16 protein-coding genes are annotated in these 19,468 nt (G+C 49.7%); 2 read left to right on the top strand and 14 right to left on the bottom strand.

The window, feature by feature from the left end:
• Positions 1-28 precede the first annotated feature (28 nt).
• The 7 genes from ABN764_RS13870 to ABN764_RS13840 all read right to left on the bottom strand — a co-directional run bounded on the left by ABN764_RS13870 (position 29) and on the right by ABN764_RS13840 (position 7,914).
• The gene (locus ABN764_RS13870) at positions 29-1,480 is read right to left on the bottom strand and encodes a PTS transporter subunit EIIC (protein ID WP_446672217.1); all 1,452 of its coding nucleotides are present in this window, start codon (positions 1,478-1,480) and stop codon (positions 29-31) included.
• A gap of 208 nt (positions 1,481-1,688) precedes the next feature.
• Positions 1,689-2,546, bottom strand: coding sequence for a glucose PTS transporter transcription antiterminator GlcT (gene glcT / locus ABN764_RS13865; RefSeq protein WP_174810514.1), 858 nt, complete (start codon positions 2,544-2,546; stop codon positions 1,689-1,691).
• A 250-nt stretch (positions 2,547-2,796) separates the two neighbouring features.
• Complete coding sequence (ptsP, locus tag ABN764_RS13860; protein ID WP_446672216.1) at positions 2,797-4,530, bottom strand: phosphoenolpyruvate--protein phosphotransferase; 1,734 nt, start codon at positions 4,528-4,530, stop codon at positions 2,797-2,799.
• 42 nt (positions 4,531-4,572) lie between these two features.
• A complete protein-coding gene (locus tag ABN764_RS13855) occupies positions 4,573-4,833 on the bottom strand; it encodes an HPr family phosphocarrier protein (RefSeq protein WP_021252247.1) in 261 nt (86 codons plus the stop codon).
• Between the two features lie 81 nt (positions 4,834-4,914).
• On the bottom strand, positions 4,915-5,397 hold the full coding sequence (locus ABN764_RS13850) for a PTS sugar transporter subunit IIA (RefSeq protein WP_072730533.1): 483 nt from the start codon (positions 5,395-5,397) through the stop codon (positions 4,915-4,917).
• A 525-nt stretch (positions 5,398-5,922) separates the two neighbouring features.
• Positions 5,923-6,714, bottom strand: a complete 792-nt coding sequence (locus ABN764_RS13845) for a DeoR/GlpR family DNA-binding transcription regulator (protein ID WP_072730534.1) — start codon at positions 6,712-6,714, stop codon at positions 5,923-5,925.
• 141 nt (positions 6,715-6,855) lie between these two features.
• Positions 6,856-7,914: an SIS domain-containing protein gene (locus tag ABN764_RS13840; protein WP_446672215.1), complete on the bottom strand. Its 1,059-nt coding sequence runs from the start codon at positions 7,912-7,914 to the stop codon at positions 6,856-6,858.
• A 90-nt stretch (positions 7,915-8,004) separates the two neighbouring features.
• Between ABN764_RS13840 and ABN764_RS13835 the strand changes: the two genes are divergently transcribed.
• Both ABN764_RS13835 and pfkB read left to right on the top strand, forming a co-directional pair.
• Positions 8,005-8,874 carry a class II fructose-bisphosphate aldolase gene (locus ABN764_RS13835; RefSeq protein WP_021252251.1) on the top strand — a complete coding sequence of 290 codons (870 nt, stop codon included), beginning with the start codon at positions 8,005-8,007 and terminating at the stop codon, positions 8,872-8,874.
• A gap of 20 nt (positions 8,875-8,894) precedes the next feature.
• Positions 8,895-9,827: a 1-phosphofructokinase gene (gene pfkB, locus ABN764_RS13830; RefSeq protein ID WP_446672214.1), complete on the top strand. Its 933-nt coding sequence runs from the start codon at positions 8,895-8,897 to the stop codon at positions 9,825-9,827.
• Between the two features lie 136 nt (positions 9,828-9,963).
• Here the strand turns inward: pfkB and ABN764_RS13825 are convergent, their stop codons facing one another.
• From ABN764_RS13825 to ABN764_RS13795, 7 genes are all read right to left on the bottom strand, one after another.
• On the bottom strand, positions 9,964-10,977 hold the full coding sequence (locus ABN764_RS13825; RefSeq protein ID WP_446672256.1) for a methyltransferase domain-containing protein: 1,014 nt from the start codon (positions 10,975-10,977) through the stop codon (positions 9,964-9,966).
• Entirely contained in the window at positions 10,977-12,143 is a 1,167-nt protein-coding gene (locus ABN764_RS13820) for an alpha/beta fold hydrolase (protein ID WP_446672213.1), read from the bottom strand. Before ABN764_RS13820 ends, ABN764_RS13825 begins: the two co-directional genes overlap by 1 nt.
• Before the next feature lie 314 nt (positions 12,144-12,457).
• Positions 12,458-13,696, bottom strand: coding sequence for an aminotransferase class I/II-fold pyridoxal phosphate-dependent enzyme (locus ABN764_RS13815; RefSeq protein ID WP_446672212.1), 1,239 nt, complete (start codon positions 13,694-13,696; stop codon positions 12,458-12,460).
• On the bottom strand, positions 13,684-14,688 hold the full coding sequence (bioB, locus tag ABN764_RS13810; protein ID WP_446672211.1) for a biotin synthase BioB: 1,005 nt from the start codon (positions 14,686-14,688) through the stop codon (positions 13,684-13,686). Before bioB ends, ABN764_RS13815 begins: the two co-directional genes overlap by 13 nt.
• A 255-nt stretch (positions 14,689-14,943) precedes the next feature.
• Positions 14,944-15,723: a dethiobiotin synthase gene (gene bioD, locus ABN764_RS13805; RefSeq protein ID WP_446672210.1), complete on the bottom strand. Its 780-nt coding sequence runs from the start codon at positions 15,721-15,723 to the stop codon at positions 14,944-14,946.
• A gap of 430 nt (positions 15,724-16,153) precedes the next feature.
• Complete coding sequence (gene ptsG / locus ABN764_RS13800) at positions 16,154-17,788, bottom strand: glucose-specific PTS transporter subunit IIBC (RefSeq protein WP_142545401.1); 1,635 nt, start codon at positions 17,786-17,788, stop codon at positions 16,154-16,156.
• Positions 17,789-18,386: 598 nt separating this feature from the next.
• Complete coding sequence (locus tag ABN764_RS13795; RefSeq protein ID WP_142545398.1) at positions 18,387-19,262, bottom strand: ROK family protein; 876 nt, start codon at positions 19,260-19,262, stop codon at positions 18,387-18,389.
• Positions 19,263-19,468: the final 206 nt, after the last annotated feature.

The raw sequence follows: 19,468 nt of genomic DNA, 5'->3' as shown, positions 1-19,468 counted from the left end.
CTATGTGACAGTGTCTATTAAACACTGCTTACAGCTTTTTAATTTCTTCCTTCAAGAGCTCGGACTGCGTTCCGAATACAACTTGAACGTTACCCTTGCCAAGCTTCATGACGCCTGCTGCACCGAGGGATTTCAGTCCAGCTTCATCCACTACGGAATCATCCTTCAGCGTCAAGCGAAGACGCGTGATGCAGGCTTCATTGACAATGATGTTGTCTTTGCCGCCGATCATCCCCAGCACTTTCACAGCCTTCTCTTGCAGAGATGCATTGCCGCCGCCAGCTTCAGCCTTGGCGCCTTCGCCTTCAACGTCATCTTCACGTCCAGGCGTCTTCAGGTTCAATACCTTGATGAGGACGCGGAACAAGACGTAGTAGACAACGAAGTATACAAGACCTACAGGGATAAGCATCAGTGGCTTAGTCGCAAGCGGGAAGTTCAACACGTAGTCGATAAATCCTGCCGAGAAGCCGAATCCAAGACGTACGCCAAGCGTTGCCATGACGAAGCCGGAAATACCAGCCAAGATTGCGTGAACGACGAACAATACAGGCGCTACGAACATGAACGCGAATTCAATCGGTTCTGTAATACCTGTCAAGAAGGATGCAATCGCGGTTCCGACGAAGAGCGATGCAACCGCCTTGCGCTTCTCTGGCTTCGCTGTATGAATAATAGCGAGCGCAGCACCCGGAAGCGCGAACATCATGATCGGGAAGTACCCTGTCATAAATCCACCAGCTGTCATGTCGCCATGGAAGAATCGAGCGATATCGCCGCGCCATACTTCGCCAGCTGCGTCCGTGAATGTTCCAAGCTGGAACCAAGGAATTGCATTCAATACATGGTGCAAACCGAACGGAATGAGAAGTCGATTCGCTGTCAGGTACACCCCGGAACCAACCGCACCAAGCGATACGATCCAGTTGCCGAAGGAATCAAGCGCTGTTTGGACTGGACCCCAGACGATACCGAATGGAATCGCAATCAAGATCATCGTAGCAGAAGTGACAATCGGCACGAAGCGTTTGCCGCCGAAGAAGCCGAGCCAATCTGGAACCTTGATATTGTGATATTTGTTGTACATGAAGGCTGCAATGGAACCAGCCAGGATACCGCCGATAACCCCCATGTCCAGCTTCATATCAGCTGGAATGAATGTAAAGGCTGCCGGAATCTTTGTCAGCACTTTCAGCAATATCATATGTGCGATAACGGCCGCCAATACCGCTACCGCGTCTGCTGCGAAGCCTATCGCAACACCAATAGCGAACAATAGTGCTAGGTTATCAAAAATTGCAGATCCGCCTGCATCAAGGAATGGGGCGATGTATTGGTTCAAGAACCCGCCGACCGTATCCCCCAAGTGAAAATCTTTCACATAGTCAATTTGACCGAAGCGAAGCAGAATCGCCGCCGCCGGCAAAGTTGCAACCGGAAGCATCAATGCACGACCAATTTTTTGCAAAAAGGCTAGCATATGTCGTTCCTCCTTGTGGTGAATAAGTAAAGTATGGATAAAAGGTCAAAAATTTATGCTCTGACCTGTCATCTCCTCCGCCAAAATGTAAGCGCATTAGAGAAAATAAAAAAGGCATGAGCTTGCGACGGGACGACATCCAAAAAAATTAGATGTTATCCCCCAGCAAGCTCATGCCTAGTCGAACTAGTAACACGCTTGTCCAGCGTTATTCTGAGTCTTTATGAAATAAACGATATAAATGCATTGCGATGTACGCCGTTTCATCTTCGGGTATTTCGATCTCCAGCTTCTTCGACATCACGTCCGCACATTTCTGTGCGACACTAAATTCGTAAGGCGCCATTTCCTTCAAGTTGTCTCGGAATGGATTCTTCGTGGCATCACCCTGGCGAATTCGTTCCATCGCAAAGCGCAAATGCGTAATTAATCGTAAATAATCAATGCTATCCTTCGGAATGACCCTGCCTCGCTCGCGTTCGATGAGAGCGACCAAATCCTTCAGAAGATGATTATATTGAACAAAGTTCCCGACAGGGACATGGGCAACCGCAGACTGAATATGGATCGTCAAGAAGCCAATCTCATCCTCCGGTACCTCTACATCAAACGTCTTATTAATCAGCTCAGCTGCTTGAGACGCGAGTTCGAATTCCTTCGGGTTCAATGTGCGAATCTCCCATAGAAACGGATTCTCAATCGCTATATTGTTGCGGAGACGATAAAGCGCATATTCGATATGGCTCGGCAAAGCGAGATGAATATGCTCGTTCAAATCCGGCGTCAACTGCTCCGAAACGATCGAAATAATCTTCTCCGAAATGACAATGACTTCGGGATCAATTTGACCAAGCAGCATCTGATACTGCGATAAATGCTGTTTGTCCTCGATCACAAAGGTCTTCTCGATTCGTGTATCACTCGTCTCCAAAGAACCTCCAGGCTTTGCCCCAAAGCCGAGCCCTTTCCCCATAAGGATGGTTTCTTTGTTAGCCAACACATCGTTTGCCAATACGACATTGTTGCTTAATGACCGTACGATTTCAAAGCGACGTTGTTCTGACAAAGCAAGGCTCCTTTCCCCTGAGCGTACACATGGAAGATTACGTTTTGGAAACGTTTTCGATTCGTGCGTCAACTACATCATTCATTCTAGGTGAATCTACAATCAATGTCAACGAATAAATCTAATTTTGTCGAATATGTAGAATTATTGCAGAATATTATTTATTTGTAATTTTATTGACACATATGTAAACGATGAGACAGCCGGGAAAGGAGCTTATCCTTACCCGACTGCAACACATTCGTTACTATTAGATAGACATTTCTTGGACTGCCGATACACGGTCAACGACCATAACTTGAATCTCTTCAGCCGTCTCCAGCATCAACGCTTCTTCCGCTAGCTTGCGCATCTCTTCACGGTTCAAGCGGCTCAGCAGTACACGTACTGGAAGTACAGAGCTTGCACTCATGCTAAATTCATCAAGGCCAAGACCGAGCAGGATCGGAACAGCCTTCAGGTTGCCAGCCATTTCACCGCACATGCCAGCCCACTTGCCTTCTTTGTGCGCAGCATCGATAACCATCTTGATCAAGCGCAGTACTGCTGGGTTGAATGGCTGAGTCAAGTGGGATACTTGCTCATTCATCCGGTCAGCAGCCATCGTGTATTGTACCAAATCGTTCGTACCGATAGAGAAGAAGTCAACTTCCTTCGCCAATTGATCTGCAATAATCGCAGCAGCAGGTACCTCGATCATCATGCCGACTTCCATCTCTTTATTGTACGCAATGCCTTCTGCATCCAGCTCTGCTTGCGTCTCTGCCAGAATCGCATTTGCTTCGCGAAGCTCGCTCAGCGTAGAGATCATTGGGTACATCAGCTTGATGTTGCCTTTGGCGCTTGCACGAAGGATCGCACGAAGCTGTGTCTTGAACAGATCTTTACGATCCAAGCATAAGCGAATCGCACGGTATCCAAGGAATGGGTTCATTTCCTTCGGAAGCGGCAAGTAAGGCAGCTCCTTGTCCCCGCCGATATCCAATGTACGGATCACGACTGGCTTCTCCGTACCAAGTGTTTCACATACAGCAACATAAGAGTTGTATTGTTCCTCTTCAGATGGGAAGTTGTCACGACCCATGTACAGGAATTCTGTACGGTACAAGCCTACACCCTCAGCACCGTTGTTGCGTGCGCCAAGCGCATCTTGCGGGTTACCGATGTTTGACACGAGTTCAACCTCATGGCCATCAGCTGTGATCGAAGGTTTGTCTTTGTACAGCTTCATCTCTTCCTGACGCTTCTCAAACTTCACCTTCTTCTCTTGGTAAGTTGCAATCGTATCCGAATCTGGATTGATCAGGATAATGCCGCTTGAACCATCGAGAATGATTATGTCGCCGTTCTTCACTGTAGATGTAGCGTCCTGCAAGCCAACAACCGCAGGGATCTCCATCGAGCGTGCCATAATAGCCGAGTGGGAAGTACGACCGCCAATGTTCGTCGCAAAGCCTGCTACCTTGCTGCGATCCAGCTGGGCTGTATCGGAAGGAGTCAAGTCATGCGCGAAGAGCACTACTGCCTCTTCGAAGTCATTCAGAGAAGCAGATTTCTTGCCGGACAATAGACCGAGTACACGCTTGCTCACATCGCGGAAGTCCGCTGCACGCTCACGCATATATTCACTGTCCATGCTGCTGAAGATGTCGACCAGCTGCTGAGTCACTTCCGAAAGAGCGAACTCTGCATTTACCTTCTCACTGCGAACCTTCTCAATCGCTTGCCCAACAAACTCTTCATCTTGCAATACAAGGATATGTGTAGCGAAGATTTCAGCTTGATGCTCGCCTAATTTTTTCGCTGTGTCTTCTTTAATCTGCTCCAGTTCGTTCATAGCCTGCTGTACAGCTGTCTGCAAGCGAGTTGCTTCTGCCTGTACATCATCGACCTGCTTGCGCTCAACCTCAGATGTATCATGCTCCAGGATGAATGCTTGGCCGATGGCATAACCGGATGCAGCTGGAATACCTTGAAGTAGCATCGGTTCCTCCACTCCTTTTTCCGCGTTAATGATTACGTTCTATTAGTCCAATACGGATTCGATTACTGCGCCTACTGCCTCAACTGCTTCAGCAGCCTTATCGCCTTCAGCAGATACTGTTACTGTGTCGCCAGCTTTCATACCGAGCGTCAATACGCCAGTGATGCTTTTTGCGCTTACTTTGCGGCCGTTGAATTCGATTGTAATTTGCTCTCCTGCGAATTCAGCAGCTTTCTTCATGATTGCACCCGCTGGACGAGCGTGGATACCTTGTGGATTTTTAATTGTAAATTGTTTTTCCATTGTTATGCCCTCTTTTCGGTAGTAGTAGAATGTGTTGCTTCTCTCATTCAGAACTTAGTTTAGAACTTAGTTCTAAACCATCTATTTCAATACAACTTCCATCAATTCATCGGAATCTGCTTTTACATTGCCTGTGTTCGCTTTCAGCTCAGCAACGATGTCGCCGTTTGCTACGATAATTGGTGTTACAACAGGAAGGCCAGCTTCTTTAATTTGTGCAATATCGAACTCGATAAGCGTTTGGCCTTTTTTCACTTTGTCGCCGGATTTCACATGTGGCTTGAACGGTTTTCCTTGCAAGGATACGGTATTCACACCGATGTGAACGAGTAGTTCCAAGCCGGATTCATGCGCAAGCACCAAGGAATGATGAGAATCGATCAAATGCACGACGTGACCGTCGAATGGAGCGATAAATACACCTTCTGTTGGCTCTATAGCAATTCCGTCACCAATAATTTTTTGTGCAAATGCTGGATCTGGAACTTGCTCCAAAGGTACTGCTTGACCTGTAATCGGTGCTGTAATGGAAATTTTCTTTTTCTTTTTACCAAAACCAAACATATTGAGTTCCTCCTTGTATTTAACCATGTGAACTTTCGTCCGTCATTGTGGTTGTTGTGATAACCGACAAAAAAATCCAATTTCTCTTATGAGAAAATAAAAAGGCATGCGCTAAAGCATGCAGTTCACCCCGTGAACGGCCGCTTAGCTCATGCCTAGTCGCACTAGTAACACGCTAATTTCATGTGTAAAGATTCACACCCATTGTATCATGGTGGTTGCGCGGGATGCAAGCGAGCGGACTGTTGGTGAAATCTAGTCGATTCGTCCATCCTCAAGTGGCTGCTGAGTTATGCGGTATCCATAAGATGTGCGTTCTGGATACAAATCATACCGTCTGCGATTCGCCATGGTTACAATACAAATATACCCACTATATCCACATTTGCACCACATAATTGGGTGTTTATTTGATGATTACATCATATTGCATATCATACGCAGCACTGGAAAAAACGTTTCAAACCGCATATGACACAAGTTTTCCATTCTTACTCCACCCTTAACATACTTGGGTTTAGCCGATTACTGTTCGTCCCCCGCATAATAGCAAGATACCCCCATCTGCTGCAAGGTGCTGACCATATCGTCCGGCAATAGGCTGTCCGTTATGCATCCCGTAAGCCCATCTACAGTAGTCACTGTAAATAACGATGCTTTGCCCACCTTCGTATGATCGAATACCGCGAAAGTCTGCTGCGCTTGGCGCATTAGCATGCGGGCCGTCTGGGCTTCCAGCTCGGAGTATGTGGTGATTCCTTTCGTTGTTGAGAACCCATCTATCCCCATAAACAGCTTCTCAATATTCAAATGTTCAATCGTCCGTTCTGCTAATGGCCCGCACAGCTCGAAGCTATTGCTGCGCATTACGCCTCCGATGACAACAACTTGAATCCCCTCACAATCGGACAATTCCATCGCAATATTGACTGCATTGGTTACAACGGTAATCCCTTGGCGCTGCTTCAATAGCCGAGCCAACAGGAATGTCGTCGTCCCTCCAGTCAAGCAGATGCTGTCGCCTTCTTCAATGAATTCCAAGGCTCGTCTTGCGATCGCTTCCTTCTCCAGCCACAGCAATTGACGCTTCTCGTCGAAGGAGACTTCTCTTACCGTACCTGGCCCTTCAAGCAGCGCACCACCAATTGTGCGGATCAGTTCCCCCTTGCGCTCCATGAGATCCAAATCACGGCGGGCCGTAGCTTCCGAACATTCGAACCGATCTATGATTTCTGATATCGTGATGCGTCCATTCTGCTTCATGACTTGCAGGATTTGCTGGCGTCGCAATTCACCCTTGGATAACGATTCACTCATAACTTACACTCCATCCGTTCCATAATCATACCTTTGTCGGGGCTTGCTTCTCTTTATGAAGAAACGCGATCCTAAAGCAAAGGTGCGAGCTGCTATCTGTTCCTGCAACCTTGATGCTTAGCCTGAACGGCTCGTTCTACTTTAAATGGATACGAACTGCGTCAAGTTCCGTGGATCATCCGGATTCAAGCCCCGCTTGAGCGCTGTGTAATATCCGTTATATTGAACAAAAGGCAGGTACAGCACTGCACGCGCTTCATCGCTTGCGTCCACATGGCCAAGCTCAATGACCTTGTCTGCAAATACGGTGTCCGCACCCGCTTGCGTTGTTACAATGACAACTTTCGCCCCGTATGCCTTCATTTCTTGTGCTACCTTGAGTTCGTAAGCACGTGCACTCTCCGATAAGAGGAGCACAATCTGCGTTCCTGGCTCAACAATCGACTTCGGCCCGTGGCGGAATTCCAATGTGCCGTATGCTTCTGTCCACGTGTAGGTCATTTCCTTCAGCTTCAGGCAAGCTTCCAATGCCAATCCATACAATGCGCCCATACCCAAGTAAATCGTCTTATCAAATTGATTGCTCTTCACCCACGCAGATGTCGTGTCATCCGCCATTGTAACGAAGGCACTGCTGGATTGCAATACTCTCTCAAGCTCGGACAATTCCTTCGTCCGTCCTGTACCCAGTGCAATTGCCGCCTGCATCATGAACGTCATGCTGCTGAGCGATTTCGTCATAACTGTGCTCTTCTCAGCACCTAGCGGAGATACAAGGCATGGTGTCATTTGCGCCATCTTGCTGTTCGGATGACAAGTAATGCCGCATGTTGTCCAATGCGTCAAGTCCTTGACGGAATCCAGCGCCAGAATCACTTCATGGGATTCGCCGGAACGAGATACACCCACAAGCAGCACCTTCTTCGATGGCGTCACCGTCTGCTCGCGGAACAAGAACAGATCAGAGGACGGATGTGCAGCTGCACTTCTTCCTGTCCACTTGCGGTATGTTGCCGCCATTGTCATTGCTTGGTACCAAGAAGACCCAGAACCAATGAATACAACCTCTTCAAATTGATCATTTCCTATATATTGATCTACCCAATCCTTCTGATTGTGCAGCTGATCCCAAGCCGCTTGCAGCGCCGCCGCTTGATCGCTGATTTCCCGGTACGTATGTGTATCAAGATGGTTTGACATATCACAAATTCCTCCCTTATAATCAACTTAATGAAATTATAAATCATTATTTTGATTGTTTCAATCATTTATATGCAGGAGGTTACGGAAATGGGACATCTTATCAGCTCTACATCCATGCTCCAAGCTGCACGTGAACAAGGATTCGGAATTACTGCATTTAATGTACATACACTGGAAATGCTGCAAGCGGTTGTGGAAGCAGCAGAAGAGACGAATACACCGCTTATCTTGCAGACAACAGTCGGAACCGTAAAGCATCTAGGTCCAGAATATATTGTAGCTGCCGCTCAGACAGCAGCGAAGCAAGCTTCTATTCCCATCGCATTGCATCTGGATCACTGCACAGACTATGAACTGCTCGTTCAATGTATCCGTGCAGGCTATACATCTGTTATGATTGATGCTTCCATGCATCCTTATGAAGAGAACGTTCGCCGCACACAAGAGGTCGTGAAGGTAGCAATTGCTGCTGGCGTCAATATCGAGGCGGAGCTGGGCAAGGTCGGCGGCGTGGAGGATGACATTGTCGTCGAGGAAGAGGATGCGCGTCTGGCTGTTCCTGAAGAATGCGTGGCATTCGTAGAAGCGACAGGTGTTCCAACGTTGGCTCCTGCTATCGGAACTGCGCACGGCATTTATAAAGGCGAACCGAAAATCGCCTTCGATCGCCTAGAGCAAATTTATAAGCAAGTTAGCGTACCACTCGTACTGCACGGCGGCTCCGGTATTCCTGAGGAGCAGGTGAAGCGTTGCGTGAAGCTGGGCATGGGTAAGATGAACGTTGCAACAGAGCTGCGCATCGCCTTCTCGAACGCGATCAAAGATGTGTTCACTGCGAACCCAGATGAGAATGACCCACGCAAATATATGGTGCCTGCGAAGCAAGCGGTGAAGGAGCTGGCAATCCGCAAGATGGAAATGGCGGGCTGCATCGGGAAGGCGAGCGCCGTTCGCTAATCGCGGCTGGAGGATTGAAGATGATTACAACTGTTACCCTTAATGCGGCTATTGATAAGACCTATTACATTCCCGGATTTGGCAGTAATGCGCTGTATCGGGCTGATGAGACACTTGCTACGGCAGGAGGCAAAGGGATCAATGTCGCTCGCGTCATCCATGCATTAGGAGAAGAAGTAACGGCGACTGGATTCGTGGCTGGCTACAATGGCATGGCTATCGTGGATATGCTTCGTCAGGAAGGTATTCAGGCAGATTTCCTCTCCGTGTCCGGAGAATCCCGCCTCTGTCTGAACATTATTGATCCGGTAGGAGGCTCGCAGACGGAGCTGCTGGAAGCTGGGCCTGTGATCATGCCGGAAGCGATTGAGGCCATGAAGGTTAAGATCAAAGAGCTTGCTTCTCGTTCTTCTCATGTGGTCTTCTCTGGCAGTATGCCGAAGGGATGCGACACAGATCTATATGCCAACTTGATTCAGATCGCGCGAAGCCAAGGCGCGATTCCGATCTTGGATACGAGTGGCGATGCACTGATCGCAGGCATCCAGAGCAAGCCTTACTTGATTAAACCAAACGAGCATGAAGTTACGAAGCTCACGGGTGGTTCTGCCGACAATGAGGACGAGATCGTACGAGCCGTTCAGCAGCTCATGCAGGATGGCATTTCCAATGTGATCGTCTCCCTTGGCGAGCGAGGTGCTCTGGCAGGCTGTGATGGGAGATTGTATGGCGTATCCATCCCGCGCGTAGAGGCCGTTAATGCTGTAGGAAGCGGAGACTCTATGGTTGCGGGACTCGTCGTCGCAGATCATCGCGGCTGCTCTCCTGAAGAGAGGCTGAAGCTTGGCGCCGCTTGCGGTACAGCGAATGCGCTTATGCCTTCAGCCGGTATGGTGAAGCTGTCTGACGTGGAATCCCTTCTACGTGACATACGGGTTACCTGCTTTTCTTAGTTACATGTCTTTCTTAATTGCTTAATTTATCCTATCGCAAAACGTTAGAGCGGTCGTGGGCACTATCAACTGAGACAGTCGCAGCACGACCGTTTTTTGTATGGCCTACAACGGATGCCTTCCTTCAATCCTTGAATCACTTGGTATGCATCCCCCTCTGGGTAAGGCAATATGCTACTTCGTAAGTAAGCGGGACTCGTCCATCGTCCTGCTGGAATGTTGCTTGATAGGCTTGCAGCATCGCATGAATGAGCTTCCTGCTGCTTGCACTTTTACGCTGTCCACCACCCATTGTTCTAGCACCGTTGTGTGCGAGAACTGCATTGCCCGCACCAACACGCCTCACCTGTGCGAGTGCAGCATGAACATCAGGAAACGTATAACAATAGCTGCCTGTCTCCCAATGAATTGCATGATTGTTCCCTCTATGTTCGGTCAGCCACGTCATCCAATCTTCCTTATTCGGATAGCTCTGACCGTGAGGTTGGGAAGGAAGACCAAGCAGCGCTTCCGCTTGGCGGAAAGCGTCATGCAGCTCTCTCACCGTTCCTGGCAAGAAGGTAGCAAACGCCAATAGCCCGCCAGGAGCCAGCAATTGCAGCAAGCGATGAGTTGTATCAGCCGGGAAATTGAACCACTGGAAAGCTGCGCTAGACGCAATAATGTTGTAGATTGGCCTCTCCGTCTCCTCCCGCCCGCAAGCACTCTCCAGCCAGGCTTCCGCATCGGCAGTGATAAGATGTATGTTGGCAGGTGAGACTCCTGCATGTGTCAGCTTCGTACTAGCCCGCTCCAGCATGCGCGAAGACAAGTCCACCAGCGTGAGCTCCGCTCCCGGAAAGGCACGCGCTAATCGTTCCGACAGCATCCCCGTCCCGCATCCGATATCAAGAATGCGCACTGCACAGCTTACTTCATCGATCGATGCAGTCATTTTATCAAGGTCTATGTCGTAAATTAGCGACTCCGTATTAGGAGGATTCCCTTGTGGTGTTCCTTCAGATAAGGGCGGTCTTATAGTCTGACACATACGCTCGACCAGCTCATCCGCCATTACCCGCTGCACTTCGGCATAACGGTCATACTCTTTAGCGTGCCGATCAAAGCGCTGCCGCACGATTCGTTTGTCCACATTCGCCCCCGCAAACATCACGCTTCCCCTCCCTGCTCCATCTCCATCTGAAAATCATCGAATAGCGACCCCTTCGATGATGCGCTGCACCACATGCGTATATGGTGCAGCCATTGCGCCGTCTGCGTAGCGAACGGCGCATGCCCGGCGTGCGGGAGCACCACGAACCGTGCAGCGTTCCGGTGGCCGCACGCCGCTTGTGCCCGCTGCTGCGCAGCAAGCGGGCATACGCTGTCGTCCGCGCCATGAAGCCAGTACAGGCGCGGACCATCCGGCGCGTCGGTAAGACGCGCCCACGCCCGCTCTAGGTCGGCCTCCTGCAAGTAGGCCAGACCCGCATCAAGCCCCGCGGGCGTGATGTCCTTGCCGAGAGCTGCCGTGTGCTCCAGCAGCCAGCGGCAGCTCTCGGCGCTCGCGCGCTCCGCCGCAGCCGGAATACACTCCGCGAACGCGCGGAGTGTATCCGCCGGCGCAGCTTGCGCCAAGCGGCGGCGCATGCGCCGGACGACCCGGTCTGGCCAGCCGGCCTGACCTGTGTCGTCAATGAAGCGCAGCGTGGTTCCCGTCAGAATGACGCTGCGTACAATAGGCGGGCGAACAGCTGCGCCATGGTCGCCCATGCAACCTGTTCGCCCAATCCCCCGCTCATGCTCTTGCTTTTGTTCTTGCACTTGCTCTTGCTTTCGCTCCTGCTCATGCACTTGGTTTTGCACTTGTTCTTCCATTGGCTCTAGCATCTGCTCTTGCTCTCGATGACTCTCCAGTTCTTTCTCCTGCTTTTGTTCATGTACCTGCACTTGCTCTTGTCTTTGCTTTCGCACCTGCTCTTGCCCTTGATCTTGCTCCCACGCTTTATTCAGCCCGATGTCCGATGCCTCGCGCCATTCAGTCAGCAGCTCTAGCAGCAGCATACCGCCCATCGACCAACCAATCGCATGCCATTCCCCTTCCGGCTCATCTTCAAACGGCCGTCGAACCGCAGCCAGCAGCTCTGCAACTGTACTCGCATCAGCATACGACACATAACGATGCTCGAACTCAGGCAGCATCGCTGCAAGATGCCTCCACACCGAAGAGGACATTCCCCAGCCATGTACCCATAACAGCTTCGGTTTAGATGGGAGCTTCAATGATGCCGCAACTTGCATGCTGCCTTTTTCAAATCTTGTCGATTGAATCTCCATCCTCCCCATATCCCCTTCAGCATGGACGGTATGAAAGCATACATATTTCATGCCATCGCTTTCTTCAACCATATATCAACCTCTATCTTCATGCTCTATCCCGCATCAATTTTTAATTTCTAGTTTTGCATCACTCTCATATTTATCATTCTTCTCATCCTTATCTCTGCTTTACCCGTGTAACTGTCAGTCCTACTGTTTTTTGTTTTTGTCTTTGTCTTTGCCTTTATATTTATCTCATTCTCTATCTCTCAAACTTTATCTTTATCCTCTATATTTCTAAGTTATATCCTTTACTGTCGCCGATCAGCGTGTTACGCTTCCTGCCATTGATTCGCAGCGTCCACAACCCTATCTGCTGCCCGCAGCAGCTCCTCATCCTGATGCAGCGGAGACGGTGCGAACCGGATGCGCGCTGTACCCTCCGGCACAGTTGGGGGGCGAATCGCAAGACCCGCTACGCCAGCTTCAGTCAGAGCCGCGCTTACCGCAACTGCTCTCTGATCAGAGCCGAGCATGACGGGAACGATATGACTGTCCCCTTCTCCCGTGTCGAGGCCGCCAGCCTGCAATCGCGTACGAAAGAGCGCCGCCTTATGCATCAACTCCGAACGAGCCTGGCCTGCAGCGCGCACTTCCCTAAGCCGTGAGCGCACAAGCGCTGCCACGAACGGCGGCAAACCCGTATTATAGATAAAAGTTCGAGCATGGTTCACAAGATACCTAATCACAATATCCTCCGCAGCGACATAGGCACCGACTGCCCCAAAAGCCTTGCCGAACGTGCCCATAATGATATCCACATGCCCATGAATGCCAAGCTCATGACAGAGTCCTTCCCCCTCGGCACCGTACACACCGCCACTATGCGCCTCATCCACCATCAGGATTGCACCGTACCGCTCCTTCAACATGACTAGCTCTTTCAGCGATGCCCTTGTTCCATCCATGCTGAACACCGCATCGGTCACAATCAGCTTGCGTGACGCCCTCCCCGCCCCTGATGCACCAACCGTCCACTTCTTCAATTGGTCTTCCAGTCGATTGAGATCGCGATGCGGGTAGCGAACATGCGCTGCACGACTTAGCACAATCCCATCCACAATGCTCGCATGATTAAGTCGATCACTAAATACTACGTCGTGACGACCAACAAGCGCAGGGATGATTCCCGCATTAGCCATATATCCACTTGAGAAAATGAGACATGCCTCCGTCTGCTTGAAATCCGACATCTCCCGCTCTAATGCCTCATGATGAGGATCATGCCCTGTAATGAGGCGTGAAGCCCCAGAACCGATCCGTAGTCCCGGCTCCCCCAGTTCCACAGCTTCCTCATGCAACGATCGCCACATTGTCTCAGATATCCAAGGGTACAGCCCCAAGTAATAGTTGGAGGCAAGATTAAGTACCCTCTTCCCATCGCGATTCACCCAGCCATCTGGCAGCCAAGTTGTCTGCGTCAATTGACGCAGACGCCCGACCTGCTCGCGTTCCGCCAATTGCTCGCGCATCCATGCCCAGCGGTCAGACCCAGAACTTATAACGCACATCGTTCAATCTCAAATCCGAGATCTTCGATCATCCGATGATCTTCTGTTGCTTCCTGCCCTTCTGTCGTCAAGTAGTCGCCAACAAAAATGGAATTAGCCGCATAGAGCGCTAACGGCTGCAAGGAACGCAGATTCACTTCACGACCTCCGGATGCCCGAATCTCCTTCGATGGGCAGACGAAGCGGAACATCGCCAATGCCTTCAAGCAGCGGCGCGGATCCAATTCATTCAGATGAGCCAGTGGCGTACCAGGTATTGAATTTAAGAAATTGATTGGAATCGAATCTGCATCCAGCTCGCGCAAGGAAAAGGCCACATCCACCAACTGAACGTCAGTCTCCCCCATCCCCATGATGACACCTGAACACGGAGACATACCTGCCGCCTTGGCTGTACTTACTGTATGTACTCGATCCTCATACGTGTGCGTTGAAGTGATATGCGAATAATGATCGGCACTCGTATTCAAATTGTGGTTGTAACGATCAACGCCAGCCTGCTTCAGCCGATCCGCCTGTTCTTGCGAGAGTATCCCTAGGCACGCGCATATTTTCATTGGCATCGTCGTCTTGATTTCTTCTACAGCTGCAACGACCTGATCCAACTCCCGCTTCGTAGGCCCCCGCCCACTGGCGACAATGCAATACGTCCCCACCTTCATTTCCATCGCTTTGCGCGCACCATCCACAAGTGTATCCTTCTCCAGCATTGTATACTTCTCGATTGGGGCATCGGATTGAGTCGACTGTGAGCAATACCCGCAATCTTCCGGGCAGTAACCGCTCTTTGCATTAATAATCAAGTTCAGTTTCACCTTATTACCGTAATAATGCCGCCTCACCTGGTACGCCCCATCCATAATGGCAAGCAGCTCACTATCCTTAGCCTGCAGAATGGATAGCGCCTCCTCACGCGATAATACCTTCCCCTCAATGATCTCTGCCGCAAGACCGCGCCAATCCATACCCGCCTTTACCAACTGTTCCTTCATCCTCATCTCTCCCTAAAAGGTTGTGACATCCTCATTTCATCTTCGTTCCATCTGTAGAACATTGCATCTATCTGTGTCTTTCCATTTTTGTGTCTGCATTTTTGTGCCTGCATCTCTGCGTCTATATCTATGTGCTTATATCTTTTTTCCATATCTATGCGTCTACATCTCTATATCTTTGCGTCTACATCACTGTGCTACATCTTTGTGTCTATTCATCTCTGTGGCTATCCTTCGTTATGTCCCCAGTACCGCTTATATCCGCTTCCGCAGCCAATCCATCATTTTCTCCATTCGGACAAAGGATTCAAGCCACTGCTCTCGCCAAGCCACCCAAGCTTCCATTTCCACTGCTTGAGCATTGGCAGGCTGCATTAGCCAGGGAACAATCCCGCATACGGGCACACCAGCCATGGCCTCAATCATCCGAGCATTTTCCGCAATCTCTCGCTCATCTGCCAATGACCGCGGTCCGCTGAATACGACTGCTATATCCGTGATGCCTCGCTCCCTCGCATACTGCACTGCTGTCACCGTATGGCTTACTGTCCCTAAACCGGGCGAGGCTACGAGCAGCACCGGTGTACCCAGTTCGCGAGCAGCGTCAGCCATCGTGTACTCTGCGCTGAACGGTACTGCGATCCCTCCCGCTCCTTCAACCAGCAAAAAGGAACCATCCTCCTGCCGTCTCCGTCCTTCCTCCAACAAGCGCTCGAATGCAAATGGAACCCCCGCCCGTTCAAACGCCATCCATGGCGCCAACGGATCTGGCAGCGTCCATGTCGCGATCTCTTCTTCCGGTGTCTCTAACAGTCCGCTTCCCATTCGCAGACGATAGCTGTCTGCCTCAGGATCACCCAAGGTTACCCCGCTCTGTACCGGCTTCCATATTCGAATTCGACGCTGGCATATCTCGCGGCAGTACGCCCCTATTCCTGCGGTCACAATCGTTTTCCCTATCCCAGTTCCTGTGGAGGATATAAATAGCCCTCTTGAGAAATGGTGTTTCTCGTCTGTATGTATATATGGAACCATATGCAGCACCTCCTCAACGTTAACCATAGAAATAAATATATAGTTAACATTTCAGAAATATATTTTACCTAATGATTTCTCAAAGGACAAGAGTTTGTTAACCAAATATTATGTTAATTGGTTAACAATTATGTTGTAGTAACGGAAAATTTCTAATCAATACCTACACATCACACTTTACTGTGATCATGAGCCTATCAAGCAGGAGAAGTTTTTTGGAGATGTTGTTGTGAACCAAGATAACAAACCTTACAATCAAAAATCCCCCCACAACTCAAGTTGTGAGGGGACAGTCATCATCAATCACTGACATTTAGTTCGAAGCTGCTTGTATTTCTCAGTTGCCTCAGTCGGTTGCCAGCAATCAGGTATATAAAACAGGTTGTACGTCTTACTTCTACGCCTTATTTCTATAGCTTTCTTCTAAGCGCTATCGATTATCACCCGTATCGCGATCCGATGTCTGACGACTGTCTCGATCCTTTGGCTCTGTATCTGCATCACGATGAACTTCTGCATCTCCATCGTCAGGCCTCAGCTCCATCGATTCCTGCGTGATGAGCTCATTAATCTGATGCTTAATAGTTTCAGAGCGCGTACCGAATATCGCCTGTACGCTGTTGCCGACCTCAAGAACCCCAGAGGCTCCGAGCTCCTTCAGACGATCCTTATTCACATCACCGGAATCCTTCACCTGTACACGAAGCCGCGTAATACATGCATCGAGGGAAGCAATGTTCTCCTTGCCGCCAAGCGCATTCAAAATGCCGCGCGGCAGTTCATTGGAGGCGGCTGACCCCGTAGCTGCGGCAGCTGCTGGAGCTGTGTCTTCACGTCCCGGTGTTCGCAAATTGAACTTGCGAATTGCAAAGCGGAAGCCAAAATAATAGATGACGGCGAGCACAAGCCCAACCGGAATAACGAGCCAGTAAGGCGTTCGATTCTGCAAGACGCCGAACAACAAATAGTCAATAACGCCGCCCGAAAACGTCATGCCGATCTTGACGCCAAGCAAATGCATGGTTAAGAACGACAGCCCTGCAAACACCACATGCACAGCAAATAGTAAAGGAGCAACGAACAGGAAAGAGAACTCAAGCGGCTCCGTAATCCCTGTCAAAAAAGAAGTTAGTGCAGCCGAACCCATCAAGCCTGCTACTACGGCTTTGTTCTCCTTGCGCGCTTCATGATAGATTGCCAGTGCAGCCGCCGGGAGTCCGAACATCATGAATGGAAATTTACCAGTCATGAAGGTTCCGGCTGTTAGAGGCACCCCATCCTTTAACTGGGCAAAAAATATTTTCTGGTCGCCGCGAATGAGCTGCCCTGCCTTGTCCATGTATTCCCCAAATTCGAACCAAAATGGAGAATAGAAAATATGATGCAGCCCAAACGGGATCAGTGCCCGCTCACAAATACCAAATATGAACGCGGCCAGCGCTCGATTCGAATCAAGCAAAGAATGCGAGAAGGCATTCAAGCCATGTTGAACAGATGGCCAGACAAACACCATGATGATACCGATAATAAGCGAGGTTACAGCCGTAATAATCGGCACGAAGCGTTTGCCCGCAAAGAAGCCCAAATAAGAGGGCAGCTCAATCGTGAAAAATCGCTGGTACAGAACAGCTGCGACAATCCCGATTATAATCCCGCCGAACACTCCCGTTTGCAGAGTCGGAATACCTTGAATCGTAGCATATGCCGAATTGCCAGCCACAACATCAGGTGTAACGTTCATCATGACCTTCATCGTTACGTTCATAACGAAGTAGCCAACGATAGCCGCCAAGCCCGCTACCCCGTCTCCGCCAGCAAGACCGATTGCAACGCCAACCGCGAACAAGAGAGACAAGTTATCGAATACGATGCCTCCCGCTTGCTCCATGACGTTCGTGATGACACTGACTGCACTATTTCCAAGCCAAGGCAGTCTCGCAATCATATCCGGATTGCGCAGCGCATTGCCGATGCCAAGCAAAATACCTGCCGCAGGCAGGATGGCGACAGGCAGCATAAGCGCCTTGCCTACTTTCTGCAACACGCCGAACGCTGATTTGAACATGTGATTCAACCCCTCATCGCATCAAGGTATGTAAGTACGCTAAGTACGCCTTACCTTTCCCTAGTGCAGGAAAAAGTATGCAATCCGATGAAATATGCTAGATCAGACAGTGCAGGGATGTCGTAGATTAAGCAGCCAAGATGCATGAAAGCAAAAATAAGGCTTGCGCGTGACGCCACGTCATATGGGAAAGTAATTGCAGGAGGTGGAAGATTTGGATTCTTTTTTATAAAGGCTTAGGCTTTAACCTAAAAGAAATTCAAGAACAATGCCTTGCGTATGAAGATAAGGGAGATCTGAAGCGGATACTGCGGCGACAAAGCGACCTTTTGTTCACAAAAGAAATGGAATTCCGCTCAGACCGGGCATTCATAGATGCGATGGTATCGTGCATGGAGAACAGTGACTCGATCAATGTGGAAACGATCATGAAGCTGACTTTGAATAAACGGAAACATCTTCTCTTGGACTATATCAACATGAACCTTCCACCTCGCAAACACAAAGAAACCGTTCCTTCACCCAATGACTGATCGTGCATCCATTTAGCAAAGAACGGTTTCTTTTTATTTTTCCAGGGGAACGCTCCCTAGGTTCTCTATTTCAATGCTTGTACCGCAAGTGCAAGCGCTCCTGTAATACCCGCACGATCTTGCAATGCTGGAGGCACGATGTAATCCTCGTTCACTTCCAAGATGGCAGGATGTTGAACATATCCGTTCAACAATGTCTTCACTTGCTCGCGAATGCGTGGGAACAAGTGCAATTGCTTGGAAACGCCGCCGCCAAGAATGATTTTTTCCGGAGAAATCGTCAAAATGTAGTTCATGAGCGCTTGTGCCAAATAGAAGGTCTGAAGCTCCCAAGCCTTATGGTCTTCGCCTAACTCGTACGCCTTCACACCCCAGCGCGCTTCGATTGCCGGACCTGCAGCAAGACCCTCAAGGCAATCCTTGTGGTATGGGCACTTGCCCTCATACGTATCTTCTGGATGACGCTTCACCATAATATGACCCATCTCTGGATGAAGCAGACCGTGTACCAGCTTGCCTTCCACGACAGCACCAGCCCCAATGCCTGTACCTACTGTAATGTACAAGCAGCTGTTCAATCCTTTAGCCGCGCCGAATGTCGCTTCACCGAGTGCCGCTCCATTTACATCCGTGTCGAAGCCGACAGGGACATTAAGATGACGCTTCAAATGTCCGACTACATCATATCCGCTCCAATGCGGCTTAGGTGTCTTTGCAATATGTCCGTATGTGGGACTGTTCGGATTCAAATCAACCGGTCCAAAGGAACCGAAGCCAATACTGCTAACCCCTTTATCTTTAAAGAACGCAACCGTACGATCCATTGTCTCTTCCGGTGTCGTCGTCGGGAACGATTCGATTTGCTGAATTTGTCCATCTTCGGTACCGACAGCAACGACAAACTTCGTGCCTCCGCCTTCAATAGCGCCTAACAATTTCATGTTTCTCCCTCACCTTCTCAAGCCTGACTTTATCTGTCTCGTTCAGAGGAGATCCCCCATATGCCAACTTATGATCACGCTTACGAAAATCGAAAACGCAAATCGAAAGACAACGTTTTCATCATATTGATTATATCATTAGGTCATTCATGTTCCAATCATATGTCGCATATCATCTAAGATTCGGACACACCTCCTGAACTTTA

It is taken from the genome of Paenibacillus wuxiensis (assembly GCF_040195695.1).
GTDB lineage: Bacteria > Bacillota > Bacilli > Paenibacillales > Paenibacillaceae > Paenibacillus_B > Paenibacillus_B suaedae.
The sequence above is the reverse complement of the archived record's forward strand: the minus strand, read 5'-3'. Positions and strand labels throughout refer to the sequence as shown.

Coding starts and splice junctions, on each gene's coding strand:
- ptsP (WP_446672216.1), bottom strand. CDS start 4,530: ATGCTACTTCAAGGTATTCCAGCTGCATCCGGTTATGCCATCGGCCAA.
- ABN764_RS13820 (WP_446672213.1), bottom strand. CDS start 12,143: ATGGAGATTCAATCGACAAGATTTGAAAAAGGCAGCATGCAAGTTGCG.
- pfkB (WP_446672214.1), top strand. CDS start 8,895: ATGATTACAACTGTTACCCTTAATGCGGCTATTGATAAGACCTATTAC.
- ABN764_RS13850 (WP_072730533.1), bottom strand. CDS start 5,397: ATGTTTGGTTTTGGTAAAAAGAAAAAGAAAATTTCCATTACAGCACCG.
- ABN764_RS13840 (WP_446672215.1), bottom strand. CDS start 7,914: ATGTCAAACCATCTTGATACACATACGTACCGGGAAATCAGCGATCAA.
- ABN764_RS13795 (WP_142545398.1), bottom strand. CDS start 19,262: ATGAAATTGTTAGGCGCTATTGAAGGCGGAGGCACGAAGTTTGTCGTT.
- bioD (WP_446672210.1), bottom strand. CDS start 15,723: ATGGTTCCATATATACATACAGACGAGAAACACCATTTCTCAAGAGGG.
- ABN764_RS13835 (WP_021252251.1), top strand. CDS start 8,005: ATGGGACATCTTATCAGCTCTACATCCATGCTCCAAGCTGCACGTGAA.
- ABN764_RS13870 (WP_446672217.1), bottom strand. CDS start 1,480: ATGCTAGCCTTTTTGCAAAAAATTGGTCGTGCATTGATGCTTCCGGTT.
- ABN764_RS13855 (WP_021252247.1), bottom strand. CDS start 4,833: ATGGAAAAACAATTTACAATTAAAAATCCACAAGGTATCCACGCTCGT.
- ABN764_RS13825 (WP_446672256.1), bottom strand. CDS start 10,977: ATGTTTGCGGGGGCGAATGTGGACAAACGAATCGTGCGGCAGCGCTTT.
- ABN764_RS13815 (WP_446672212.1), bottom strand. CDS start 13,696: ATGTGCGTTATAAGTTCTGGGTCTGACCGCTGGGCATGGATGCGCGAG.
- ptsG (WP_142545401.1), bottom strand. CDS start 17,788: ATGTTCAAATCAGCGTTCGGCGTGTTGCAGAAAGTAGGCAAGGCGCTT.
- ABN764_RS13845 (WP_072730534.1), bottom strand. CDS start 6,714: ATGAGTGAATCGTTATCCAAGGGTGAATTGCGACGCCAGCAAATCCTG.
- bioB (WP_446672211.1), bottom strand. CDS start 14,688: ATGAAGGAACAGTTGGTAAAGGCGGGTATGGATTGGCGCGGTCTTGCG.